The organism is Paenibacillus sp. FSL L8-0502 (genome assembly GCF_038593055.1).
Lineage (GTDB): Bacteria > Bacillota > Bacilli > Paenibacillales > Paenibacillaceae > Paenibacillus > Paenibacillus polymyxa_D.
Genome location: NZ_CP151958.1, coordinates 1,897,264 through 1,920,698 on the forward strand (window position 1 = coordinate 1,897,264; position 23,435 = coordinate 1,920,698).

Sequence of the window (23,435 nt, forward strand, 5' to 3'; positions counted from 1 at the left end):
AAGCCAGGGGAAATGGAAAAAGGCTATCCCCACAGCTTACAGATCCGTGAAGACAGCCCTTTATCATTCTATTGGCTATTGATACTTTACAATAATGGCATTGCTGATTTGGCGGCCGGGTGTGGTGAGGTAGGAGCCGTTGTAATACAGCCCGCTGGAAGCACCGCCATCCAGATTCATGGCCTGATAAGCGCCGGCCTGCTTCATCATTTGGGCGAGCTGCGGTATAGTCGCTCCGTTGGTGGTCAGGAGGATCAGCTTATGATCCCGACTCATTCCGAGTGCGCTGCGGGCGCCGCCGCCTGTTAATATTTTAGGGTCCTTGAAGCCTTCGGCTTTGACATTTAGGGAAACCTGACCGTTCGTAACCAGACGAGGTCCAGCTTGAAGAGCACCTTCGACGCTGCCTTGACTTAAGCGTTGTTCAAAGGCAGAACCTGACACCAGCTCGGATAAATGGTTAGCATCGTAGGTGAAGACCGTCCGTTGGTCGCCGGAGCTCTTTTTCAACATCTTTCCATGGCTGACCAGGTAGCCGTAAGGCGTTTTGTAGGAGCTTTTGGTATAGGCATCAAAGAATGTACCGTTTATGGCTACAACCGCTTGATTACGTTTGGCGAGACTGCTTAAGTCTTCCACTTTACCAATGGTATCGCCTGCTAGAGCCACGTCTAGGCTTACCTTGGGATGGAGCATAGAGATGGTGACCACCTTAGCGGAAAAGGTACGAGACCCGACCTTGAAGCTTTTATGAGCCGTTGTAATGGGGGGAGTATTTCCGGGTAGCTTACCAGTAAGTACCGGAAGCGTGACGGACGTTGTACCCTGCTTAATGCGTACAGCTGAGGTTTCCTTTTGCCATGAGACTTGCAGGTTTAGATATTGGCTGACGAACTGCAAGGGTACATAGGTCGAACCATTATCGGTAAAAGGAGCGTTTTGCAAACGGACCGTCTGGTCATTCACTTTGGCGGTAGATTGTCCGGTGAATAATGTGATCCGGCTATTGCCTTGCGCGATTTCTATTTTTTTGTCCGCGGCAGTCATGTTGAGTGTGATCCCTTCATAGCTGTTCAGGAGACGGAGCGGGATGAAGGAGTGGTTACTTTGATCCACATAGACCAGCATAGGTGCTGGGGCAGCAGCGTAGATCGGGGTTACAAGTAATAGCAAGGACAGGATAACAAGTGCGGTGATTCTTTTCATGAATAGATCAATCTCCTTATGTAGTCTTGACACTTTACGAGGTGCTTGTAGTTATATCGGATTTTGTGAGTTGTAAATGTATGTTATACGAATGTTGAGTGTTTAACTGATATAGGAAGCGGGGTGGCTGGGGATGAGCAGGTATGAGACGAGACTTGAGGATTACCGTCGCAGAGAGCGCCCGTCTTATCGTGTGTTTGAAGGATTGCAGGAATTGGTGCGTAGCGTGGGGCAACTGTATAATAACTGGTTATATGTGAATGTAGATCAATGGGATCAGGACCCTGTTCACACACCTATTTATTATTGGGATGAGCATTGGCTAGAGGAATGTGCAGAGGAGGGTACAGCCGTAACCAACGAACATGACGAGTCTATTCCCAAGTGGGTGCCGGATCGTCAGGTTCAAACCTGGTTTGAGTTGGCGACCTTCGAAAGTGTTGTGGAAGTCCTTAAGGCTGCTGGACAGCCAGTGACGCTTCAGATGGTGATTATAGCGGTAAAATACTATGACAAGCACGATGCCTATCTGGACTATGAAGAGGTGAAGGCAGTGACAGACCTGTGGTTTGTGCTGACAAAGGTGAGAAACCACCTAGCAGAATGAACAAGCCTGTAGATCAAACGGGGCATACATACACTGGATGGGGGAAGCGAATGAGTTGGTTGGATCATGAAATGGCAGCAAAGTGGCGACAGGAAGGAAAAAGGTATGCTGCAGATGTGAATGAATTTGTCAGAATCGGTATGGAAAGCCAGTGGCAGCAAGAGCAGCCAGAGCCAAAGCAAGACGAACGCTCCAAACTGGCCGAAGATATTTTTCGTATGATTCAGGACGCAAATCAGGCAGAGGAAACAGAGCAGTTACGTCGGGAAATTCCGGCTGCATCCTGGCCGCTTACAGCAGCGTTTGAGGAGGCTTTGCAAGCCGTTAGGCCGATAGCCTTTATGAATGGAGGCAATGAAGTCATTCTACATGCGGGCAATCCTCGGGAACGCGGACAGATCTATGTGACGGGAAAAGATGGAATCAGGCAAATCCCTGGAATGCACCGAGTAGGTTGTTCGCCGGACGGGACTTATTTTGCGTTGGTGGATGGACAGGGGATTCGTATTGTTCGTCAACCGGACTTAAATCTGCAAGGAGAAGAGACAGCACATTTTCAGTGGAAGGATATACAAGGACGCTTAAAAGCATCCATTCCTGATTTGGAGTGCTTGGGAGATGAAGAGCATCCAGAGGATATATTAGATGAAGTGATTCCGTTTGGCGATGGACAGCGAGTTCTGCTGGTATGCGGTTACGGCGTTTATTTGTTGGCTGGTGATCAGGTGGATTTGATCCATCCCAAGACGTCTGAACGAAGAGAACTAGAGCTGGAAGACACGATTGTGGATATGGCCCATGGAGCTGTGTCGAGGGATGGACGCTGGATCGCTTACGGTAGCCAGATGAGTGAGCATATGCTTATGGATCTGTCCGATAAGACGGTGCATACATTGGAGCCAAATTCTAGTTATCCGCATTATGCTGTATTTTCCAAAGATGATTTGAATGTCTGGTACAATGCCTGTCATTTCTACAACGGCGCCACCATTCAAGTGTCGATTGCTGAGGTGGATCAGGGTCTTGCTCAGAATAAGGAAGAGTGGCCGATGATAAATGAAGAAATGCGAGTATACGCTGCAACAGCACTGACGCAAGGATCTATTTTGGGTGATGCCTACGGTTATCTCCGTCTGATTGACAGGGAGGGGCGTGAACTTTGGCGCTATTTTGTCGGCAGTACGATATCCGGGCTGGCAGTTACACCCGATGAAGGCATGTTGGCGGTTGGAACGTATGGTGGTATGCTTCATTTGATTGATTTGCAGAGCAGCACGAAGGACGAATATAGCATTGGCACCGCTCTAATTCACGAGACAGAACGTTGGATGATCTGGCGTAACTATGAGCCGTTGCGCTGGTAATACTAATATTCCGCAAATGGTGATAAAAGCAAGTTCTGATAAGCTGAACTTAAAAGTGCAGTAACACATGAATACAATGCTATTTTCATATAGAGAGCATTTGGCATAAACCCATGATGCAAAATGCGAATAGAGAGGAAAGAGGTGTGAGGACATGGACAAGAAAGCGGATATTCGTACATCTATGAAGGAACTATTTGCACAGATGGATGAAGCCTTTTTTATGGATGTGGAAGAAAATGTACCGATTGAAATGCGTGATGGGAATGTCGACGAGGAGGGATGGATCAAATGGAAGCCTCTCCCTTCACAGATTACTGAACAGGAAATTCGGGAGATGGAGGAAAAATACCATTTTGAGCTGCCGCCCCTGCTAAGGAGTTTTATCATGTCCTACCATTATGTATCTTTACAATTCGATAATGAGTCCATTCCGGGAGTGTACTGGAGCGATTGTACGTTTGTTGAGTTTCCACGTCTGCCTGTAGGTCAAGGCTTAAAGGCATTTTATGATTTGCTCGATCAATGGTCACCTCTGCTGTCAGCAGGCTACATTCCTTTTGCAATAGCAGAGGACGACCAAGGTCCCGTTTGTTTAAATGTAGGCAGCAGACATAAGGACGGCGATTATCCTATTGTTTGGTTCTTTCATGAGGACCTACAGCATTTGGATGAGGATGAGCTGCGGATCAGGAGTAATCTGCTTCCCCATGTACAAGGGCTGTTTCCCTCCTCTGTCGAAATGTTTAACGTGATGTTTAAACACATTAGACACTAGCGATTTCCTAAAATGTAATTTTACTGCTCAGCCAACCGAGATATTGACATAAAAAATGAGGAATGTTATAAAAAAGGTAGGCTAGCACTCGAAAGATGGGAGTGCTAACAAAGTAGAATCGTTTGCATAGCTCATATCTGCTGGCCTTACATAGGTTTACATCTGAAAGGAGATATCCGAATGGAGAAAAAACAGTTTCAGGCTGAGTCCAAGCGTCTGCTCGAAATGATGATTAACTCGATTTACACGCAAAAGGAAATTTTTCTAAGAGAGCTGATCTCCAATGCAAGTGATGCGATTGACAAAATTTATTATAAAGCATTGACGGATGATCAACTGGTCTTTGACAAAGAAAATTATTATATCAAAGTAACTGCCAATAAGGATAATAGAACGCTAACCCTGCGTGATACCGGGATTGGTATGACTAAGGAAGAACTAGAAAATAACCTGGGTGTTATTGCTAAAAGCGGCTCACTGGCATTCAAAAATGAAAATGAATCCAAGGATGGTCATGACATCATCGGTCAATTCGGCGTCGGCTTCTATTCAGCTTTCATGGTAGCAGATGTTGTTACAGTGACTACCAAGGCTTTGGGAAGCGATACTGCATATAAATGGGAATCCACAGGTGCGGACGGGTATACCATTGAGGCAGCTGAGAAGGACGAGGTCGGAACCGAGATTGTTCTGAAAATCAAAGCAAACACCGAAGATGAGTCCTACGACGAATATTTGGACGAGTATCGTTTAAAAGCACTGATTAAAAAATACTCCGACTTTATCCGCTATCCGATTAAAATGGATATTACAGGCAAGCGGTTGAAAGAGGGAAGCGACAACGAGTTTGAGGATTACGAGGAAGAACAGCGTATCAACAGCATGGTTCCGATCTGGAGAAAAAACAAAAGCGAGCTGACCGACGAGGATTATCAAAATTTCTATGCGGAAAAACGCTATGGCTACGACAAGCCGCTCCAGCATATCCATGTCAGCGCGGACGGCGCGGTAGTGTACCAAGCTATTCTGTTTATTCCTGAGAATATCCCGTTTGATTTCTACTCCAAGGAATATGAAAAAGGGCTGGAGTTGTATGCCAACGGTGTGCTGATTATGGAAAAATCCCCTGATCTGCTGCCGGATTATTTTAGCTTTGTCAAAGGTATGGTTGACTCCGAAAGCCTGTCACTCAACATTTCCAGAGAAATGCTGCAGCATGACCGTCAGCTGAAGCTGATTGCCAAAAATATCGAAAGCAAAATCAAAGGCCAATTGCTGACCTTGCTCAAAAATGACCGGGAGAAATATGATCAATTCTACAAATCATTTGGCAGACAATTGAAATTTGGTGTCTACAACGATTACGGCAGACATAAAGAAACTCTGCAGGATCTGCTCATGTTCTACTCTTCTACAGAGAAAAAGCAGGTTACTTTGGACGAATACGTATCACGTATGCCAGAAGATCAGAAGTATATCTATTATGCTTCCGGCGAGTCCAACGAGCGTATTGAAAAACTGCCGCAAACCGAAATGGTGGCTGACAAAGGCTACGAAATTCTGTACTTCACTGATGATATTGATGAGTTCGCTATTAAAATGCTCTTAAGCTACAAAGAGAAAGAATTCAAATCTGTATCAAGCGGTGATCTGGGCATTGAGCCTGACGAAACCGAGAAAGAAACAGAAGCAGAACAAAACGACAACAAAGAGCTGTTCGAGTACATGAAGGGCTTGCTGGAAGGCAAGGTATCCAGTGTTAAAGCCTCTAAGCGCTTGAAGACACATCCGGTATGTCTATCCGCAGACGGCGAAGTGACGATTGAGATGGAAAAAATCTTGAACGCCATGCCTAATAACGCTGATGTCAAAGCGAATAAAGTGCTGGAAATTAACGTAAACCATGCGGTGTTCAACTCTTTGAAAGAAGCTTTTGCCGAGGATAAGGAGAAAGTAAACCTCTATACGGCATTACTGTATAATCAGGCTTTGCTGATCGAAGGCTTGCCGCTGCAAGATCCGGTTGAATTCACGAACGATATTTGCAAAATCATGGTTTAACAAGCTTTATTACTATATAGAGCCGTTCCCGTACTGGGAGCGGCTTTATTTATCATAAACGTTTCCTAAAGCTTCATGATAGACCATATAGCGCTTACAGAAGAAGGGATGGGCCCACACATTGCCGATCATACTCAATACAAAGGAGGGCAATTATATGAGTCTGGATCAAGCCAACCAGGAATTCCAAAATTTAGACCGTTTAGAACGAAGTGAGCTTATACAGTTAGTAGAAAAAATCATCAGAGATGAGGGAACAGAAGAGGAAATCGACAGTATGTTGACCATAGTGATGCAAAATACGCCTCATCCGGGGATCAGTGATTTGATCTACTGGGATGACCGTGACTTGAGTGCGGCAGAGATCGTAGATGAGGCATTACGCTATCAGCCCATTATTTTACCACCCCATGAATCATCTTCATAGGATGCGGAGGGGTGGTCTTTTGTTTAGAAATAAGATAATATTAATTCTTTAGGGCTATGCGCATTATATTTAAAAAAACTTCCGTTAAACGTGTGCTGACTTCCCTGGGGTGTATGGGGTAATAGTTGTTTTCTGCTTACTTTACGGATTTTTATGCCTAATTTTGGGTTTTGTAAAGTTTTTGTGACATGTTCCTGTGAATTTTGACACAGCAAATTGTCGTTTTTCTTGATTATTTGGTGGGATGTCTTTATAATCATTTTGTTTGCAAGAATGATTAGCGATTAGCGTATGGAATAAGGAGGTTATTTATTTTGGGAAAAGCATTGATTATTGGCGCCGGTGGCGTGGCCAGCGTTGTGGTGCATAAATGTTGCCAAAACCCAGATGTATTTGAAGAAATTTGTATCGCAAGCAGAACTGTTGAGAAATGCGATGCGCTTAAAGAGAAGCTGGGTGGAGGTCGTACGAAGATACAAACGGCTCAGCTTGATGCTGACAACACCGACATGGTCATTGACTTGATTCGAAGCTTTCAACCGGATGTAGTTATCAATGTGGCTCTCCCTTATCAGGATTTGACGATAATGGATGCTTGCCTTGAGACAGGTGTTCATTACGTTGATACGGCGAACTATGAACCGCCGGATACGCCGAAGTTTGAATACAGCTGGCAATGGGCCTACAAAGAAAGATTCGAAAAAGCAGGAATTACAGCTCTGCTGGGCAGCGGTTTTGATCCAGGCGTGACTGGAGTATTTACGGCTTATGCTCAAAAGCACTACTTTGATGAAATTCATACGATTGATATTGTGGATGCGAATGCAGGGGACCACGGATATCCTTTTGCAACTAATTTTAATCCGGAAATCAATATTCGTGAAATTACGGCGAAGGGCCGTTACTTTGAAAACGGAGAATGGATTGAAACTGAGCCACTTTCTGAGAAAAAGGTATACGACCTTCCTGAAATTGGACCGAAAAATATATATCTTTTGTACCATGAAGAACTGGAATCTCTTGCAGTGAATATTAAAGGCGTGAAAAAAATCCGCTTCTGGATGACGTTCTCGGACAATTATCTGAATCATTTGAATGTACTTCAAAACGTAGGCATGACTTCGATCGAGCCTATTGATTACGAAGGACAACAAATCATTCCACTGCAATTCCTGAAGGCTATTTTGCCAGATCCGGCTTCTCTGGGTCCAAGAACAAAAGGCAAAACAAACATTGGTTGCATCATCCAAGGTGTGAAAGATGGAAAACCAAAAACGTATTATGTTTACAATGTTTGTGATCATGAGGAATGTTATGCAGAGGTTGGCTCCCAAGCCATTTCTTACACAACTGGTGTTCCTGCCATGATCGGCGCCATGCTTATCATCAAAGGTCTCTGGAAAAAGCCAGGCGTTTACAACGTTGAGGAATTTGATCCAGATCCATTTATGGAAGCCCTAAATAAACACGGATTGCCATGGCAAGAGAACTTTACGCCAACGTTGCTTGATTGAGGTCTGCGATGAATATTGATATTACAGGACTTCCATCACCTTGTTATCTTGTTGACGAAAGACTTCTTGTCAAAAACCTTGAGGTTTTAAATTCCGTTCAAGAACGGACAGGCTGCAGTATTTTGCTCGCTCTTAAGGGATTTTCGATGTTTTCGACCTTTCCTCTGGTTGGCAAATACTTAAAAGGGGTAACCTCCAGTTCGTTGTTTGAGGCTAGACTTGGTCGCGAAAAAATGGACAAGGAAGTTCACGTATACGCACCTGCTTATGTTGACAGTGAATTTGATGAGCTATTGGAGTATGTTGACCATATTGTTTTCAACTCCTTTGATCAACTGAAACGCTACAAAAGCAGAGTGCAAGGCGTAACTTCCAAAAAAATCGACATCGGCATTCGGGTTAATCCGGAATATTCGGAAATCGAAACGCCGTTGTATGATCCTTGCTACAACAACTCCAGAATGGGTGTGACTCTGGCTAACTTTAGACCTGAGGATCTGGATGGCGTGGACGGTATTCATTTTCATACGATGTGTGAACAGAATTCAGATACGCTGGAGCGCACCATTAAAGTCGTGGATGAGAAATTCGGGCCATACATTAAAAACATGAAATGGCTCAATTTCGGCGGCGGTCACCATATTACCAGAGAAGACTATGATCTGGACACGCTGGTACGCTGTATTCAATATTTTCAGGATAAATATGGTGTGCAGGTTTATCTGGAGCCAGGCGAAGCTATTGCTTTGAATACTGGATATCTAGTAGCTACCGTATTGGATACGATGAAAAACGGAATGGACATTGCCATTCTGGATACTTCGGCTGAATGTCATATGCCTGACGTGCTGGCTATGCCATATCGCCCGAATATCATCGATGCAGGCAAGCCTGGTGAGTATGCACATACTTACAGACTTGGTGGACTTACGTGCTTGGCTGGAGATGTGATTGGAGACTATTCCTTTAAAGAGCCATTGAAGCCAGGAGACAAGCTTGTATTCTGCGACATGGCCCATTACACCATGGTCAAAAACCACATGTTCAACGGAGTCAACCTGCCAGCCATCGCCAGCTACAACGACGAAGAAGGCATTAAGGTAATCCGTCAGTTTTCCTACGAGGACTTTAGCTCTCGTTTGTCGTAAGAAATAGATGTGATTAAATGACTGTACCGAAGAATGAATGAACTACAAAAGCCTCGCCCCTTGAGATAGGGGCGAGGCTTTTTTGTATAGGAAACTGAATTAGTATCTTTATTCCTCAATTTTGGCGGAAATCTTGTACCAGAACAATTGACCGATTTCATAGCCTGGCACTCCCACTTCTAAGTAGTACTCTTTGCCAGCCTCAAGTTTTTTACCTAAAGTATTCTGTCCTTCTTCTGTTGTTTTAATCATATGACCATCGCTATCTGTTAGAGTCAAATTTAACCATGCATTAGGATACTTATCCCCTTCAATTTTAAAATCAACCCACTTGGTCTGAAAAGCTTTAAATTTATACATATCGTAAGTATCATAGTCTCTTCCTTCAATGAGTTCCCCTATGGTTCCGTATATATCACTACCTAGCCAAACTTCGCTGGCCTTATCATACCAATTGTTAGGCTCCCTGTCAGTTCCATTACCGAAGAGTTGGTTGGTTTCCTTTGCAACTGGTACAGAATCTGCTTCTGCAGCTAAAGCGACACTGGCAGTAGTACTCAACATAAGTGTAAGACCTAATGAAGCTAATAATGTTTTTTTCATGAATAAGAGCCCTCACTTTTTTGGTTTATATTCATTAAGTATACATATTAATTTTAGGTTGTTATTCTATATCATTCACTAAATAATCATATACACAAAAGAAATAACAATACGTGAGTATAATAGAATTCTTGTTATAAGATGGTGATTTTCCATGATGCAGAAGCTTATACCAGCCATAAGCACGGAGAAGGTGTTAGCGTTCATCCGTAGTTCTCCTACGAGGATAGCTGCGTTTGTGGTAAGACAGGAGTTGTTAAAAGTGGTAAAAATGTGGTCCTGAAAAAGGATCGTGTTTTTTTGTTAACTTCAATTTATCCTTTGATCTACTTGATCGTAGAAGTAATTTTATAGTCGAATAATTGTCCTAACTCAGCACCGGGTGTTTCTACGACCAGGTAGTACCATTTGCCAGCTTCAAGATTTTTACCTAAAGAGTATTCACGATCATTTGCATATCTAATGAAGTGTCCGTTACTGTCAGCCAAACCAAGTCTCAGCCATGTATTAGGGTATATGTCCCCTTGAATATTAAATTGATACCAACCAGACTGAAAGGCTTTAAACTTATAATAATCGGTATTGTCATAACCTCCATCAATGTGTTTGCCTATTTCCCCATAGATGTCGTCTCCTGCCAGTATTTCACTAGCTTCATCGAACCAGTTATTAGGCTCTCTGTCAGTCCCATTTCCAAAGAGCTGGATAGATTCCTTTTGTAAAGCGGGTGCTCCTTCTTGAGCTTCTTGAGCAGATGCAACAGCGGAGGATGTGCTTAATAGAAGTGCAAGACCTAGTGTGGAAAAAACTGCCTTTTTCATTTAATAATCTCTTCCCTTCTTTTGTTTTGTGGGATTTATATGATATATTACTAATCCCATCCAGTATTATATAGTGTATTACAATAAATTGGAATAATAAACGAAAATATATATTTTTTTGTCACAATTATGTGTTTTTACAAATTTATTCACCGAACTTCGACATATAAATTGACCAACTTGCTGTATACTATAAAGTTCCATCTTAATATGCTTTCATGAAAAGGGGCATTCTATTTTAGAGGTAACAGAAGCTATGTTATACTCAATAATTGGAGGTGGAAAAATGTTCGACCCGACGGTTTTTGATAATTTAAAAGTGGCTATGGAAAATGCGGTTTACGATCTGGATAATTTGGATTCACGTATTGACATTACTCAGCGGATCGATAGATTGGAAATGTCTGTGATGTCGCGTGAATTTGGCGTACAGTTCAGACTGAGGGAACAGCCGGATGTGATGGCAGAACTTCAACTAAAGATGGATTTAAACAACTTGGCTGCGGAAATTTTGGAAATCAAAGATCAAATTCCGGGATGTGTCTTGTTGCTGAGTTTTTACATGGAAATTCGTGATATTGAGTCACAATGCAGGCGGATTGAAAATATACTGACCGAAATTTGGAAGCCCGATCTTCGACCGGTACAAACGCTTAGTCAGATTTACGGAGAGAAGACACCTACATACCAAAATAGGATTGAACTCCGATTTTCCAGACAAATTAATGAAGATCAGATGGAGGATATTCCAGAGTTATTGGAACATATGTTGCTGACACTTATGGAATTAAACAAGGTCTAAACATCCCTCTTCCTCTTAATAAAGACAGCCTGTCATTTGGGGGATTTAGAGGTAAAGGAGCTAGGAATATATGATAAATGAACACGATTTTTCTGAAATATATGCGATTATGGAGTCTTCTTTTCCAGCATCAGAATGCAGGACGTTTGAGGCTCAAAAGGCTTTACTGAAGCATCCAAGCTATCGTATTATCACTGAAAAGAATGAGCAGGGCAAGGCAGTGGCTTTTTTGGCAGGCTGGGAATTCGCGCATTTTCGGTTTGTAGAGCACATTGCGGTAGATTCCCGTATACGAGGTGGCGGATTAGGCAAAAAACTCATGAGTAGTTTTATCTCACAGTCTGATAAACCGGTAGTACTGGAGGTTGAGCCACCAGGGGATGAATGGACACGGAGAAGGATTGGTTTTTACGAACGTTTGGGGTTTCATCTAAACCATTTTGACTATGTACAACCCCCATTAAGAGAAGGACAGGCTGATCTGCGGCTTCAAATTATGAGCTATCCAGGTGCGCTGGCTGAACAGGATTTTGCTCCGTTTAAAAAGATTTTATATACCGAGGTTTATGGGCTTAAATAAGAGACTACATAGTCAGTTGTATTAAATAAAAGCAAAAGGCTCTGCTTAAGCCGTATTTCTACGGGAGCAGAGCCTTTGTGCTATAAAGCTGTTGGTGCTTCATTATTGTTAATGTTGTGTCCATTTCATCACGAATTCTTTCTCGTCAGTTTCGGTATCTACAGATTCCTCTTGAATGGTAAATCCATTTTTAGTGTAAAAGTTAAATGCTTTCGTGTTTGACTGGTACACCTTTAATTGAATCTCATCATGTTGCTCCTTAACCCAATCTAATAGTAACTTGCCGTAGCCCTTTCTTTGAGAATCAACACGTATAAATAGAGCCGCCAAGTATCCATCCAACATGGAAACGAAGCCGCCGACGCTATGATCATCTTGTATGATAACGTAGTTTTGAGCGAGGGGAAGGTACCTGTTCTCCATCTCAGTAGCTTGTGATGCCCAATACTGCGGAGCAATAAAATGGTGGGCTTCTACGGAAGCATCCAGCCAGATGGCTGCCAGTTCCTTGAACTCTTCTACATTCGCGGGTCTAATCGACATCGTAACGCCTCTTTTCACAGTATGTAATCCTATTCCGATAGTCAAGTATGAGAAAGATGTTGTTGAAATAAAAAAGACCGTCCGAGGACGGTCTTTCTACCCGTGGCGCTTAATTAAAGCTTTGATCCGTATCCCGCGCCTCCGTTAACTCTGTAAATTAGAGAATAACGGACCGGGTAAGGGATACGTTCAACATGTGATTATTGATGTTGACGCACCTCCTTTCCTGATGAACCCATTTTACCATATCTGGTTTGTGATATCCAGTGATTTTCTTATATTTACGGGAATGATTCATAGAAAATATAAGATAAAAATAGCTTGATTTTATGTTCTATGGAAGATATAATCTAAATTACCGTGATTGAAAAACATCGGTGTGAATACATAATATGCGGTCGTGGCGGAATTGGCAGACGCGCACGGTTCAGGTCCGTGTGGGCTAACCCCCCGTGGAGGTTCGAGTCCTCTCGACCGCATCATGCCTAACATTTACAGGTTCTTGGATTGGCTGGATGCCACCAAGAGCCTGTTTTTATATGGGTAAGATGCGTGTACTATTATAACTATTTTATTTATACTGAAATATATATTTGATATAATCCTTTGCACTCTGATTAATGTCTTCGTCACTTGCTTGAAACGAGGCTCCAAAGACAGCGAAATAGGGTAATGTTATGGCGCCAACATGTACTGCGCTTGCTTTAAAAGGTGCTATAACTTCATCAACAGTGAAAGAAACGGAACCAGTAGGTAAGTAATTTCCTTTTTTATCGCCGATGGACATGGCTATCCCTAGCTTCTTTCCTTTTAACTTATCACCTTGTGAACCATAAGCCCATCCGTGAGTAAAAACATCATCAAACCACTTTTTTAATAAAGGTGGGTAACTATACCAATATAAAGGGAATTGAAATATGATATTACTATGTGTTTCAAGTAACTTTTGCTCTCTCAAAACATCAATGCTCCAGTTTGGATACTCTTTATAAATCTCATGAATTGTAATTTCATTGGTATACTGAAGTAATTCTCGTTTCCATCTGTGATTTACTCTGGAATCTTCAATATTCGGATGTGCTAAAATCACGAGAGTTTTCATCATAAATCACCTTTCTTACATAGCATCATTTGTTTTTTGTTGGTACGTCTTATTATTCTGTACGCTATAAAAAAAGTAAATACACACAATAAAGTAATATAGTTACTAGAAAGTGTGCATGGTACTTAGAGTAAATATATGGGATTATAGAATTAATCAGATCAACTTAGTTATTTTAGCGTTGAAGAGGTGGTCGTATGAAACAATATAATTTAGGCATAGAAGCAACACTTGAGATCATCGGAGGTAAGTGGAAATCCTTAATCATATGCTTACTAATGTCTGGTAGAAAGAGGACAAGTGAATTACAGCGCAGTATTCCAGGCGTTTCTCAAAAGGTTCTTATACAGCAGCTCCGTGAACTTGAGAAGGATGGCATCATTGGCAGACATGTGTATAATCAGATGCCTCCAAAAGTGGAGTATTATATAACGGAATATGGTATAACAGCAAATGAAATAATTGATTTAATGTGTTCTTGGGGAAGAGCTAATATCAAAATAAGACAACAGCAAGGAGAAGATGTGATGTTGTTAGAATATGATTCAAAATGAATAGTGGAGTAAAAAAGCGTTATAGACTACGATGTTTGCGGCGGTTTTCTTCGGCTGCCTTCAAGTGCTATGTTATATGTTGAGCCACAAGCTGATTTGCTATATAGTAATGACTGGACAACCATTCCATCCATATTAAATGAATGCCAAAGTAGGGGGACCATTTACAATGATTATTAAACCGAAAATTCGTGGTTTCATATGTACGACTGCACATCCTGCAGGATGTGCGGCTCATGTTAATCGTCAGATCAACTACATCAAAGACAGTACATCAATACAAGGAGCTAAAAAGGTACTTGTGATCGGAGCATCTACTGGATATGGGCTGGCTTCTCGTATTGCTGCGAGTTTTGGGCTGGGAGCGGATACCGTAGGGGTATCCTATGAACGTCCCGCATCAGAGGGGCGCACGGCTTCAGCAGGCTGGTATAATACAGTAGCCTTTGAAAGAGCGGCCAGAGCAGTTGGCTACATAGCAGAAAGCATTAATGGAGATGCTTTTTCTCATGAAATTAAGCAGGAGACATTGAAGCTGGTAAAGGAAAAGCTGGGCAAGGTAGACCTGATTGTGTATAGTGTCGCTTCACCGCGACGGACACATCCCGATACGGGTGAAACCTTTAATTCCGTTCTCAAGCCTATCGGACAGTCTTTTTCTAATAAAACAGTGAATACGAATACAGGTGTCGTATCAGAAATTACGCTGGAACCGGCTACGCAGGAGGAAATTGAGAACACCATCACGGTAATGGGTGGCGAAGATTGGTCCTTGTGGCTAAAAGCGTTGGAAGAAGCTGATCTGCTGGCTGAAGGGGTAACCACACTGGCTTACTCGTATATTGGTCCCGAAATTACGGAGGCTATCTATCGTAAAGGAACCATTGGCCAAGCTAAAAATGATTTGGAAGCTACAGCACATACTCTAACAAAGCAACTGGAACGTTATCATGGAAAAGCCTACGTTTCTGTGAATAAAGCTTTGGTTACACAATCCAGTTCGGCTATTCCAGTCGTACCATTGTATATTTCTTTGCTGTTTAAGGTCATGAAGGAAAAGGGACTGCACGAGGGATGTATTGAGCAGGCACAACGTCTGTTCGAGACGCTATACAGTGGGTCCACGGTGGAAACGGATGAAGAAGGACGCATCCGTCTGGATAACTGGGAAATGAGAGACGATGTGCAGCAGGCTGTCAAAGCAGCTTGGTCTGAAATCACTACAGAAAATGTATCTGAATTGGGCGATCTCGAACAATACCGACTGGATTTCCTCCAATTATTTGGATTCGGGTTTGATGAAATTGATTATGAATTAGATGTTAACCCAGAGGTAGACACGACTTCATAAGTAAATATGTGTAAAATAAAAACGGGTACTCTCAAGCGATGCAATTGGCTTAAGAGGCCCGTTTTTTTATGTATTCTAGCAAAATACAAGTTGCACTCGTTTCACTAACAGCATTTATCGAGAATTAGACGTGAAAAGCGACTTACGGTGCAGCAAGCGAAAAACGGCAATGGTAATGATAATCCCCGCAATGCCAAAGATTGCAACAGAAGTCAGGGCCCGGTAAGCTTGCCAGCCGAACAAAAATGCAATACCACTGCCAAACGTTGTACCTGCCAGTAACCCAAGTGCGCAGGCAATATCCGTTCCAAATTTCATAAACATGTTCCTTTCGAATGTATAAATTAAAAAGTAACTTGTACTTTTTCTCTGGACTTAGACACACACTTGTGCGTACAATTAAATAGTAATCGTTTTCAAACGGAATCTATTAATCATTATGTATCATTCTTGTGCAAATTATTCCTTTTTCAGGAGGCTGATGAAATGAATATGAATGAACAGATCAAGCTGTGGAACGAAGAGGCGCAGGCTAGTAACGCTGATCATCCTCACCGAAAGGTTGAATTGTTTATTGAGGTACGAGATGGAGCATTGGAGGCTGTTGTTCCTTATTTGAACCAACAGGATTATCGTCATGTAACTCTGGTAGAAGATGAGCATACTTCGGTTGCGGCTGGAAAAAAAGTAGCTGAGCTGATCCGGGAGGCAGGTTTGACAGTTGATGTAGTCCGTTTACCTCCGAATGCTGTAGGGGATGTCATTGCTGATGAAACCTACATTATGAAGGTGCTGCTGGGTGTGGCGGATAAGAGTCAGGCTGTACTTGCTGTAGGTTCTGGCACGATTCATGATCTGGTTCGCTTCGTATGTTATAAAATGAATCGTCCCTTCTTGTCAGTACCGACGGCTGCTTCGGTGGATGGTTTTACCTCCGCAGGCGCACCACTGATTGTGGACGGCAGCAAGCAGACATTCCAAGCAGTTCCGCCAGAGGCGATCTTTGCTGATTTGTCCGTGCTGGCAAATGCGCCACAGACGATGACTGCTGCAGGTTTTGGCGATATGCTTGGTAAGTTCACCTCACTAGCGGACTGGCATGTTTCCAGAGATTTGGGAAACGAGCCGTATTCGCCTGTGGCTAATCGCATTACCGAGGAGGCTTTGCGTGCCTGTGTAGAGCATGTCGATGAGATTTCGGCAGGCAGCAAGGCTGGTGTCGAGGTATTGATGAATGCGCTGATTGCATCCGGTATTTCGATGCTGATGATAGATCATTCCCGTCCAGCGTCAGGGGGAGAGCATCATATTTCCCACCGAATTGAAATGGATTTTATTGCAGAGGGACGCAAGCAAGTTTTGCATGGTGCTAAAGTAGGCGTAGCATCCGCATTGCTGTCTGACCTGTACAGGGATTTAGCATCCAGTCAAGATGTAGAGGCTTTTAAGGTGTATCAGGCTTTGCCTACGTCGGAGCAGATGCGTGCATGGCTGGCTCAGGTCGGAGGCCCATCTACCATTGCCGAGCTAGGAGTTACGGAGGAACAGCTCGCTCGTGCATTGCGCACGGCTCATACCTTGCGTGATCGCTATACTGGGCTCAAGTATATGAACGAACATCAATTGCTTCGTTCGTAATGTGCAACATCTACGTAAATTGTCCTTAGATATTCAGCCAATCTTGTGTGGCAAGGAAGGGATAAGCGAATGGGTTTACACCTCCGGCAGCAATACGAGGATATCCTGCTCCTGTGACATTTGTATGTACAAATGAACGGTATGCTATAATCGTGGAATATGAACAGGTACACGATATTGCGAGTACGGAGGAAATTATGGCGCCCAAATATATACAAGTTAAACAGGAAATTTTGTCCTGGATTCATTCATCCAAATTGAAGCCGCAAAGCCAGCTTCCATCTGAGCATGAAATGTCTGAACAATTTGCCGTTAGTCGGCAAACGGTGCGTCAGGCGCTGGGTGAACTGGTGCAGGAAGGATGGCTGTTTCGAATGCAGGGCAAGGGAACCTTTGTCGCGACACGTGACAGTAAACAGCCCGAAGATCCAAAGATTATTGGAGTCATTACAACCTATATTTCGGATTATATTTTCCCATCCATTGTACAGGGAATTGAATCCAAATTGAGTCGCCAGGGCTACAAGATGCTGCTGTCCAGTACAGGTAATGACCCTGAGCAAGAAAGTCAGTGCCTGGAAATGCTGTTAAGTCAACCGCTGAGCGGAATTATTATTGAACCGACCAAAAGTGGAGAGCGTAACCCCAATCTGAGCTATTATTTAACCGTGGAAAATCGCCAAATCCCTTATTTGATGATCAATGCGCGTTATGAGGAAATGGATGCGCCCTGTCTGAGAGTAGATGATGAAAAGGGTGGTTTTTTGGCGGCCGAGCATCTGATTAAGCTGGGACATCGACGCTTGGCCGGATTTTTCAAAACCGATGATATGCAGGGGATTCTTCGTATGAAGGGATTTGTGGCCGCTCACCGCAAATACGGAGTGACATTACACCCGAACGCAGTAACGACTTACCGGACAGAAGAAAAAAATGAGATTCCGCTACAACGTGCGTCGAGGCTGCTGGCGATGGAGGCGGGAGAGCGTCCTACTGGATGGGTAACCTATAATGATGAGTTGGCTGTTCGACTCCTGGATATTGTACGTTCGGCGGGTCTGAATATACCCAATGATCTATCGCTGGTTGGGTTTGATGATTCGTTTTTGGCGACAGCAACAGAAATCAAGCTAACGACAATTCGGCATCCAAAGGAAGAATTGGGGTTACGTGCTGCCGATACCATGCTGTCGATGATTGAAGAGAAGGGGTACCATGAAGAAGATCGTCAGTTAATTCTACCGCCTGAGCTCATCGTTCGTGAATCTACAGGGCCTGTCCAGGTCATGCCTGGAGAACACTAGGCTGGGAGATCAGTCACTTTTATTACTTAACATGTAAGGACAAGTTAGTAAGTATACAGCTGTAACGCTTCATATTTGATGGACATGGTTCTCGCCATACCGAACAGTCTGTTTTCTGGATTGCAGAAATAGACTGTTATTGTTATATCTTTTCTGAAAATAAGTACATAAATCTATCGAAAAAACATAAAAAGGTTAGCTAAGTTGTACGTACAAGTATATAATGAAAGCAGAACCAAGAATAAAGGGTCAATGCAATCGGTCTGTAACCGTTCTCTGTTGGTCGACACTAACCTGACAGGGCTTATTGTCGGGTATACGTTGCTGACGTAACCGGACGGGAATTTATTTAAGGTTGCAGCTTCCACCCAAACTCCTGCGCTGGGTGCGGCCATGTTCGCAGCAGTGGCTGCGGGAGCTTAAACTGGAGGGTACAATGATATCGTCGAAGCAGCGCGTCATATGGCCGTGTACGGGACGAGAACTTCAAACCGATCCCTGAGAACGCGGCCGTGTATGATAAGCTGTACGAGGAATACTGCCGTCTTCACGACTACTTTGGACGTGGAGGCAACCCGGTGATGAAAAAGCTAAAGTCCATTAAGGAAGAAGCCGGACGTTCAACTGAAGCGGTAAGCATTCATTCTTAAGATACTGATAAAATATAAGCAAGAAATATTTAAATGCTCTGTTATCTAAAAAGCACAGTACACCGAGGAATCGGTAGACTGTGCTTTTTGCATTTTATATTCTGTGAAATTACATGATGTGAAAGTCTCAGCGAATGAAAGATGGTAATGCGTTCCTTTCAAAGACTTTCATGAAAATTACAATCATTTCTCTTTTACGGACATTTTTACTTTTTCAGCATGGCATCAGCAAACAAAATGGATTTTGGAATACGGAAAAACTGTTCCGCCTGATCCTGGAAGGTTTGCGAAGGAACGGTACCCTGATGCAACCATTTCCGAAATGTACCGGGGTGAACTCCAATCCAATGACTCACATCGGTCACCGAAATATCATGTACCATGCATAGACCCGCCAAAATCCGATTTTTAACCGGAGAACGAGTCACAGTCCGTTTCATAAAACGGGACGGCGCTGGTTGACAGATGAGTGGTGAACGCCGGACAACCTCTTCATTAAATAGGATATGGTGCGGATAACCAAGTGTATTACACGTCTTTTCCAGATTAGTGTTGCCGGGAATGCGACCTTCATATACCCACGCACTGACACTACGGGAGGAAATGGAAAGCTCCTCGGCAAGTTGGGACAGTTTAATGTCATTAGCCATCAAAACGGCAAGCAAAACGCGATTGCGCACCTGACAGCGTGTTGGTTTACGAAAACGTTTGACACGCACGCCTTTTCCCAAATATTTGCGATTGATCAGAGACCACGCCTGAATGGAATGTTTATCTTGTTGTTTAGGCATATACCCTCCGATTTTTTTAAACACATACTACTATACCCGAAGGGGAGTTTGCAAGTGGCTCCTCTCCTGATTTTCTTTTAATCCCATGGGCTTAACCGGTTTATGGAAAATAAGGTCCATTTGGCCTATAAAAATGGAAGTTTAAGGTGCCGACATATTAAAATGTGACATTTTTAATGGAAATGGAGGTAACATGTTCTTCTCTTACAATTGTAAGGATGTACAGAGATAAAAGTGGGTCCTTGCAGCCCGACATGGATTTTTTTGACGAGAAAAAAGGAGGTTATACAGCTAGATGATTTGTAAAAAGGTAATGGTATGGTTTCTGACGGCACTTTTAGCAACAAACACTTTGCTGTGCTTGCCTAGTGTGGCAGGAGCGGAAAAACAAGATTTAAGGGACGGAGTACAACTGGATCAGGCAGGTTTGGTACAGGAGGAGCAGGAGCTTTCTGATGAAACAGTTTCTTTCAATCCGCCTACCTCTGCAACAAACAGCGTTTATAACGCACTCATGATGAGTTTGGCAGCGGTGGAGTATACGTCAATTGTTATCGAACCTGGGGAAACCTATGAATTCGAGAATACAGATACGATCAGTAAGTCCATATATAGCAACGCTTCTCAATCAAAAGGCATTTTGTACGATAGTGTAAGTTACAAAGAGGACGGAGACATCAGCACTGTCCATATGGACTATGGCATAAGCCCCATTGGTGTTCCTGGGGGAGGCACAGCGTTTATTACGAATACAGGAACAGCAGCATTAACCGTAAAAGTAACGGACGTCTTCACCTACAGTACATCGGAGGACCCGGCACTAGAGCGAGTTACGGTCTCTAAAAATGAAAGCTATCGGATTGTGAATGAAGGATGGACTGCCCGTTCGATTCAGCATGATGGGTCAAATGCAGACAATCGCCGTTTTGATTACGCAAAATACAAGGCAGACGGAACTTTATCCGCATCTGATCTTAATAGCATTGCTCATCCCACTTTGGGTGATGGAGAGGAACTGATTATTACAGGTTCCACTGCCAATGCGGTGACCTTCGGATTTCCATACGGTAAATACAGTATAGAAAGCACCGGCGAGCCGGCTTATGCGCGGGTTACCCTAAATCAGGGAGAAAGCTACCAATTTATCAATGTGGGAACCCGATTGGATACGGTGGAAAGTGACGGTACATCTAAAGATAAACTTGACTATGTTGTTTATCTGGCAAACGGAACAGAGGCTTCACGCGGCAGTGGCACTACGGCGAAGCCGCAGATTGCTGTGGACAGATACGCGGTAATTACCCAGGTCACTGCAAACCCGGTGACATATGGGGCTCCATATCGCAATTTTATTGCCCGTCCAGTGGGTGGAGATGCAATCAGCCGTGTGGAGCTTGAGGTAGGCAAGAGCTACGTTTTCCACAACAATGGTACGCTGATGAATCCGATCTACAATAACTCCAAAAAGGTAGGAAGCTTGTTCGACTATGCTATTTACAAGCCGGATGGAACGGTAAATTCCTCTGGTTTTAACAGCCAGTCTGGTCCCATGATCCCGCCTTCGGGATATGCCATTGTGACTGTGATCGGTCCGAATCCTATTATCTTTGATTATACAGATGATTTTTCCTGGGAAACGAGTAGCCATCCTGCTTTCTTGCGGGTAACACTTTCGAAAGGTGAAAGTTATGCTTTTACCAATATTAGTGATCATTTGAGGAATCTGCACAGCACAGCCAAAACTGTTAAAGGAAAATTTGATGTGGTCCTGTATAAAGCAGATGATACAGAGCAATCCAGGCGCAATACCGGGAACTCAACCTTTTTGGTTGGTGCAGGTAAAAAGGCTAGTGTGACGGTAACCAGTGACACGCCAATCACGTTTGGGGGTATCTATCGGAGCTTTAAGGCCAGCGAAGATGATAATGGTATCGGGCAAACGACGCTGGAGCCGGGAGATTCGTATGAGTTTCGTAATCATGATAGTCAATCGAATTCATTGCGGCATGACAAAAGCAGTGGCAATGCACACTTTGATGCTGCAAGTTATAAAGTGCTTCGATTACTGACATCAGATCATTTCAACAATACAGTGGACCCAGAGATTGTCGCTGGCGGTAAAGCCATTGTCACCAATGTATCCGATCGGCCAATTACCTTTACCTATAGCAATAAGGTGGAGGCTTTGCTTAGCGGGCAGGCTGCCTTCCATCGAATTACACTAAAACGCGGTGAAAGCCGGAAATTTATAAATGTAAGCACTTTGGACAAGGCCCTAGACGTCATTTCAGTCAGCGGTATGAAGTGGAATTACATGAATTACAAGGCAGACGGGACGGTATACAGTCAGGCCAGTGATACGACTCAATTGCCGTTGGTACAGGCTGGAGGTTATGCCATTGTAACGACGGTCTCGGATGTACCCGTGACTTATGGAGCTGTGTTAGGAATATTCGACGTTGAGGATGCTCAGGTGCCGACAGGCAATCAGGTTACCATCAAGCAGGGAGAAAGCTATGTATTCCATAATGTTGGCTCACAGGCTTCCTCATTAACCACAGATGCTTCAAACGAAAGCCGTCTCTATGACTATGCCATGTATGGAGAAGGTAGCGGTGTGAATTCCAAGGTGGATAGGGCAGGTATGGATGCTTCTCTACCTGAAATCTCACTTGGAGCAGGAGGTACGCTTGTTGTAACCGTCACTTCGCCGCAAGCTGTAACCATTCATTTCAACAATGACATTAAAGCAGATCCAAGCACAGAACCAGCATTATTAAAAACGTCTTTGTCTGGCGGCAAGCAGGAAGTATGGATCAATCGCGGGAGCCAGGAAGCACCTGTTTTGACGAATGCGAAAGCAACGGGTGGAACATATCAGTTCACTGTTGCAGATCGTGCTGGAAAAGTGATTAGAGAACATAAAGAGGCGACAGATACTCAACAGCAAGTGCCAGCTAACGCAAATATTCATCTTTCCGTAGCTGCAACTGCTCCTGCTGTTAACTTTGGAGCGCCTTATCGTGTGTTTGCTGTAAAAAATAACGATGACAGCAAGCTGGACGAGCTAATTGAGCTTATAGATAAGGAAGCTGACTTTACGGTAGGCCAACAAGGGAAATATCGGTTTACACCCAAAGAAGACGGGATTTACCGTTTTGCGGTGAAGGAGAAATCCAACTTTGCTGCGCAGCAGCCAATTCTAGCCTTGTTTACGGACCCTGATTTTAGTAGTCAGCTTGTCTCCTCAACTGAGCAAGCACAAATATATGGTTGGGATTACACGGTCTTAGAGTATGAGATGAAGGCAGGTCAAACGGTTTATGTGAAGCTGTCAGAAATTAATAGCGGTGCATTACAAACTGTAATTAAGGCAGCCCATATGGCGCTTGGCAAAGATACTTCATACGAATACGGCAAAGGAAACCGACTGAATAAAGTTATTTTATTCACCGGTGATCAAATTCAATTGGATTATGATTTAAACGGAAACGTCATTAAACGGACAAAAAAGGTATTTCCTTTTACAGATTAAAAGGATGTCTTGGCTTCGAAAAAATATAACAGATCATTAGATGTATAGGCATTATT

The 23,435-nt window shown here is 43.4% G+C and carries 21 protein-coding genes, 1 tRNA gene and 1 pseudogene; 16 read left to right on the forward strand and 7 right to left on the reverse strand.

Translation table 11 applies throughout. From position 1 onward, the window contains the following. Window positions 1–75: 75 nt before the first annotated feature. Entirely contained in the window at window positions 76–1,206 is a 1,131-nt protein-coding gene (locus NSQ57_RS08545; protein WP_342425911.1) for a phosphodiester glycosidase family protein, read from the reverse strand. A gap of 133 nt (window positions 1,207–1,339) precedes the next feature. On the opposite strand from NSQ57_RS08545, the gene NSQ57_RS08550 reads away from it, so the two are divergent. The 7 genes from NSQ57_RS08550 to nspC all read left to right on the forward strand — a co-directional run bounded on the left by NSQ57_RS08550 (window position 1,340) and on the right by nspC (window position 9,105). Then, window positions 1,340–1,813, forward strand: coding sequence for a hypothetical protein (locus NSQ57_RS08550; protein ID WP_342425912.1), 474 nt, complete (start codon window positions 1,340–1,342; stop codon window positions 1,811–1,813). A gap of 50 nt (window positions 1,814–1,863) precedes the next feature. Further along, window positions 1,864–3,177 carry a hypothetical protein gene (locus NSQ57_RS08555; RefSeq protein WP_341039180.1) on the forward strand — a complete coding sequence of 438 codons (1,314 nt, stop codon included), beginning with the start codon at window positions 1,864–1,866 and terminating at the stop codon, window positions 3,175–3,177. Window positions 3,178–3,331: 154 nt separating this feature from the next. Then, window positions 3,332–3,955, forward strand: coding sequence for an SMI1/KNR4 family protein (locus NSQ57_RS08560; protein ID WP_029516661.1), 624 nt, complete (start codon window positions 3,332–3,334; stop codon window positions 3,953–3,955). Window positions 3,956–4,135: 180 nt separating this feature from the next. Then, on the forward strand, window positions 4,136–6,016 hold the full coding sequence (gene htpG / locus NSQ57_RS08565; protein ID WP_029516662.1) for a molecular chaperone HtpG: 1,881 nt from the start codon (window positions 4,136–4,138) through the stop codon (window positions 6,014–6,016). 157 nt (window positions 6,017–6,173) lie between these two features. Next, a complete protein-coding gene (locus NSQ57_RS08570) occupies window positions 6,174–6,443 on the forward strand; it encodes a bacteriocin immunity protein (protein WP_342425913.1) in 270 nt (89 codons plus the stop codon). Between the two features lie 314 nt (window positions 6,444–6,757). Beyond that, the gene (locus tag NSQ57_RS08575; RefSeq protein WP_016819676.1) at window positions 6,758–7,957 is read left to right on the forward strand and encodes a saccharopine dehydrogenase family protein; all 1,200 of its coding nucleotides are present in this window, start codon (window positions 6,758–6,760) and stop codon (window positions 7,955–7,957) included. An 8-nt stretch (window positions 7,958–7,965) separates the two neighbouring features. Beyond that, a complete protein-coding gene (gene nspC, locus NSQ57_RS08580) occupies window positions 7,966–9,105 on the forward strand; it encodes a carboxynorspermidine decarboxylase (RefSeq protein ID WP_029516665.1) in 1,140 nt (379 codons plus the stop codon). Window positions 9,106–9,213: 108 nt separating this feature from the next. Here nspC and NSQ57_RS08585 read toward each other — a convergent pair whose 3' ends face one another. Next, window positions 9,214–9,708, reverse strand: a complete 495-nt coding sequence (locus tag NSQ57_RS08585; protein ID WP_069012171.1) for a hypothetical protein — start codon at window positions 9,706–9,708, stop codon at window positions 9,214–9,216. Between the two features lie 326 nt (window positions 9,709–10,034). Then, window positions 10,035–10,529, reverse strand: a complete 495-nt coding sequence (locus tag NSQ57_RS08590; RefSeq protein ID WP_039269955.1) for a hypothetical protein — start codon at window positions 10,527–10,529, stop codon at window positions 10,035–10,037. Window positions 10,530–10,815: 286 nt separating this feature from the next. On the opposite strand from NSQ57_RS08590, the gene NSQ57_RS08595 reads away from it, so the two are divergent. Both NSQ57_RS08595 and NSQ57_RS08600 read left to right on the forward strand, forming a co-directional pair. Continuing rightward, complete coding sequence (locus tag NSQ57_RS08595; protein WP_039269956.1) at window positions 10,816–11,331, forward strand: hypothetical protein; 516 nt, start codon at window positions 10,816–10,818, stop codon at window positions 11,329–11,331. Window positions 11,332–11,401: 70 nt separating this feature from the next. Next, window positions 11,402–11,911, forward strand: coding sequence for a GNAT family N-acetyltransferase (locus NSQ57_RS08600; protein ID WP_039269957.1), 510 nt, complete (start codon window positions 11,402–11,404; stop codon window positions 11,909–11,911). Window positions 11,912–12,019: 108 nt separating this feature from the next. Here the strand turns inward: NSQ57_RS08600 and NSQ57_RS08605 are convergent, their stop codons facing one another. Further along, on the reverse strand, window positions 12,020–12,454 hold the full coding sequence (locus NSQ57_RS08605) for an N-acetyltransferase (RefSeq protein ID WP_342425914.1): 435 nt from the start codon (window positions 12,452–12,454) through the stop codon (window positions 12,020–12,022). 394 nt (window positions 12,455–12,848) lie between these two features. Between NSQ57_RS08605 and NSQ57_RS08610 the strand changes: the two genes are divergently transcribed. Further along, window positions 12,849–12,933, forward strand: a tRNA-Leu gene (locus tag NSQ57_RS08610). Window positions 12,934–13,025: 92 nt separating this feature from the next. On the opposite strand, the gene NSQ57_RS08615 is transcribed toward NSQ57_RS08610, so the two are convergent. Beyond that, entirely contained in the window at window positions 13,026–13,556 is a 531-nt protein-coding gene (locus NSQ57_RS08615) for an NAD(P)H-dependent oxidoreductase (RefSeq protein WP_342425915.1), read from the reverse strand. A 197-nt stretch (window positions 13,557–13,753) separates the two neighbouring features. Between NSQ57_RS08615 and NSQ57_RS08620 the strand changes: the two genes are divergently transcribed. Beyond that, the gene (locus tag NSQ57_RS08620) at window positions 13,754–14,110 is read left to right on the forward strand and encodes a helix-turn-helix domain-containing protein (protein WP_029516671.1); all 357 of its coding nucleotides are present in this window, start codon (window positions 13,754–13,756) and stop codon (window positions 14,108–14,110) included. A 169-nt stretch (window positions 14,111–14,279) separates the two neighbouring features. Beyond that, window positions 14,280–15,461, forward strand: a complete 1,182-nt coding sequence (gene fabV / locus NSQ57_RS08625) for an enoyl-ACP reductase FabV (protein ID WP_342425916.1) — start codon at window positions 14,280–14,282, stop codon at window positions 15,459–15,461. Window positions 15,462–15,575: 114 nt separating this feature from the next. Here fabV and NSQ57_RS08630 read toward each other — a convergent pair whose 3' ends face one another. Further along, entirely contained in the window at window positions 15,576–15,779 is a 204-nt protein-coding gene (locus tag NSQ57_RS08630) for a hypothetical protein (protein ID WP_342425917.1), read from the reverse strand. A 168-nt stretch (window positions 15,780–15,947) separates the two neighbouring features. Between NSQ57_RS08630 and NSQ57_RS08635 the strand changes: the two genes are divergently transcribed. From NSQ57_RS08635 to NSQ57_RS08645, 3 genes and pseudogenes are all read left to right on the forward strand, one after another. Then, window positions 15,948–17,099 (forward strand): sn-glycerol-1-phosphate dehydrogenase, encoded by a 1,152-nt coding sequence (locus tag NSQ57_RS08635; protein WP_340884984.1) that lies wholly within the window; start codon window positions 15,948–15,950, stop codon window positions 17,097–17,099. Window positions 17,100–17,296: 197 nt separating this feature from the next. Next, the gene (locus NSQ57_RS08640) at window positions 17,297–18,403 is read left to right on the forward strand and encodes a GntR family transcriptional regulator (protein WP_342426125.1); all 1,107 of its coding nucleotides are present in this window, start codon (window positions 17,297–17,299) and stop codon (window positions 18,401–18,403) included. A gap of 267 nt (window positions 18,404–18,670) precedes the next feature. Further along, a pseudogene (locus tag NSQ57_RS08645) lies at window positions 18,671–19,053 on the forward strand (ribulokinase); the annotation flags it as partial. A 206-nt stretch (window positions 19,054–19,259) separates the two neighbouring features. Here NSQ57_RS08645 and NSQ57_RS08650 read toward each other — a convergent pair. Beyond that, entirely contained in the window at window positions 19,260–19,844 is a 585-nt protein-coding gene (locus tag NSQ57_RS08650) for a helix-turn-helix transcriptional regulator (RefSeq protein ID WP_007429779.1), read from the reverse strand. Window positions 19,845–20,139: 295 nt separating this feature from the next. On the opposite strand from NSQ57_RS08650, the gene NSQ57_RS08655 reads away from it, so the two are divergent. After that, the gene (locus NSQ57_RS08655; RefSeq protein WP_342425918.1) at window positions 20,140–23,379 is read left to right on the forward strand and encodes a hypothetical protein; all 3,240 of its coding nucleotides are present in this window, start codon (window positions 20,140–20,142) and stop codon (window positions 23,377–23,379) included. Window positions 23,380–23,435 lie beyond the last annotated feature (56 nt).

Bases quoted from the DNA above. Each gene is read 5' to 3' on its own strand.
- NSQ57_RS08635 (WP_340884984.1), top strand. From the start codon at position 15,948: ATGAATATGAATGAACAGATCAAGCTGTGGAACGAAGAGGCGCAGGCT.
- NSQ57_RS08590 (WP_039269955.1), bottom strand. From the start codon at position 10,529: ATGAAAAAGGCAGTTTTTTCCACACTAGGTCTTGCACTTCTATTAAGC.
- NSQ57_RS08620 (WP_029516671.1), top strand. From the start codon at position 13,754: ATGAAACAATATAATTTAGGCATAGAAGCAACACTTGAGATCATCGGA.
- NSQ57_RS08595 (WP_039269956.1), top strand. From the start codon at position 10,816: ATGTTCGACCCGACGGTTTTTGATAATTTAAAAGTGGCTATGGAAAAT.
- NSQ57_RS08630 (WP_342425917.1), bottom strand. From the start codon at position 15,779: ATGAAATTTGGAACGGATATTGCCTGCGCACTTGGGTTACTGGCAGGT.
- fabV (WP_342425916.1), top strand. From the start codon at position 14,280: ATGATTATTAAACCGAAAATTCGTGGTTTCATATGTACGACTGCACAT.
- NSQ57_RS08605 (WP_342425914.1), bottom strand. From the start codon at position 12,454: ATGTCGATTAGACCCGCGAATGTAGAAGAGTTCAAGGAACTGGCAGCC.
- NSQ57_RS08550 (WP_342425912.1), top strand. From the start codon at position 1,340: ATGAGCAGGTATGAGACGAGACTTGAGGATTACCGTCGCAGAGAGCGC.
- NSQ57_RS08600 (WP_039269957.1), top strand. From the start codon at position 11,402: ATGATAAATGAACACGATTTTTCTGAAATATATGCGATTATGGAGTCT.
- NSQ57_RS08555 (WP_341039180.1), top strand. From the start codon at position 1,864: ATGAGTTGGTTGGATCATGAAATGGCAGCAAAGTGGCGACAGGAAGGA.
- nspC (WP_029516665.1), top strand. From the start codon at position 7,966: ATGAATATTGATATTACAGGACTTCCATCACCTTGTTATCTTGTTGAC.
- htpG (WP_029516662.1), top strand. From the start codon at position 4,136: ATGGAGAAAAAACAGTTTCAGGCTGAGTCCAAGCGTCTGCTCGAAATG.
- NSQ57_RS08570 (WP_342425913.1), top strand. From the start codon at position 6,174: ATGAGTCTGGATCAAGCCAACCAGGAATTCCAAAATTTAGACCGTTTA.
- NSQ57_RS08545 (WP_342425911.1), bottom strand. From the start codon at position 1,206: ATGAAAAGAATCACCGCACTTGTTATCCTGTCCTTGCTATTACTTGTA.
- NSQ57_RS08640 (WP_342426125.1), top strand. From the start codon at position 17,297: ATGGCGCCCAAATATATACAAGTTAAACAGGAAATTTTGTCCTGGATT.
- NSQ57_RS08615 (WP_342425915.1), bottom strand. From the start codon at position 13,556: ATGAAAACTCTCGTGATTTTAGCACATCCGAATATTGAAGATTCCAGA.
- NSQ57_RS08585 (WP_069012171.1), bottom strand. From the start codon at position 9,708: ATGAAAAAAACATTATTAGCTTCATTAGGTCTTACACTTATGTTGAGT.
- NSQ57_RS08560 (WP_029516661.1), top strand. From the start codon at position 3,332: ATGGACAAGAAAGCGGATATTCGTACATCTATGAAGGAACTATTTGCA.
- NSQ57_RS08655 (WP_342425918.1), top strand. From the start codon at position 20,140: ATGATTTGTAAAAAGGTAATGGTATGGTTTCTGACGGCACTTTTAGCA.
- NSQ57_RS08650 (WP_007429779.1), bottom strand. From the start codon at position 19,844: ATGCCTAAACAACAAGATAAACATTCCATTCAGGCGTGGTCTCTGATC.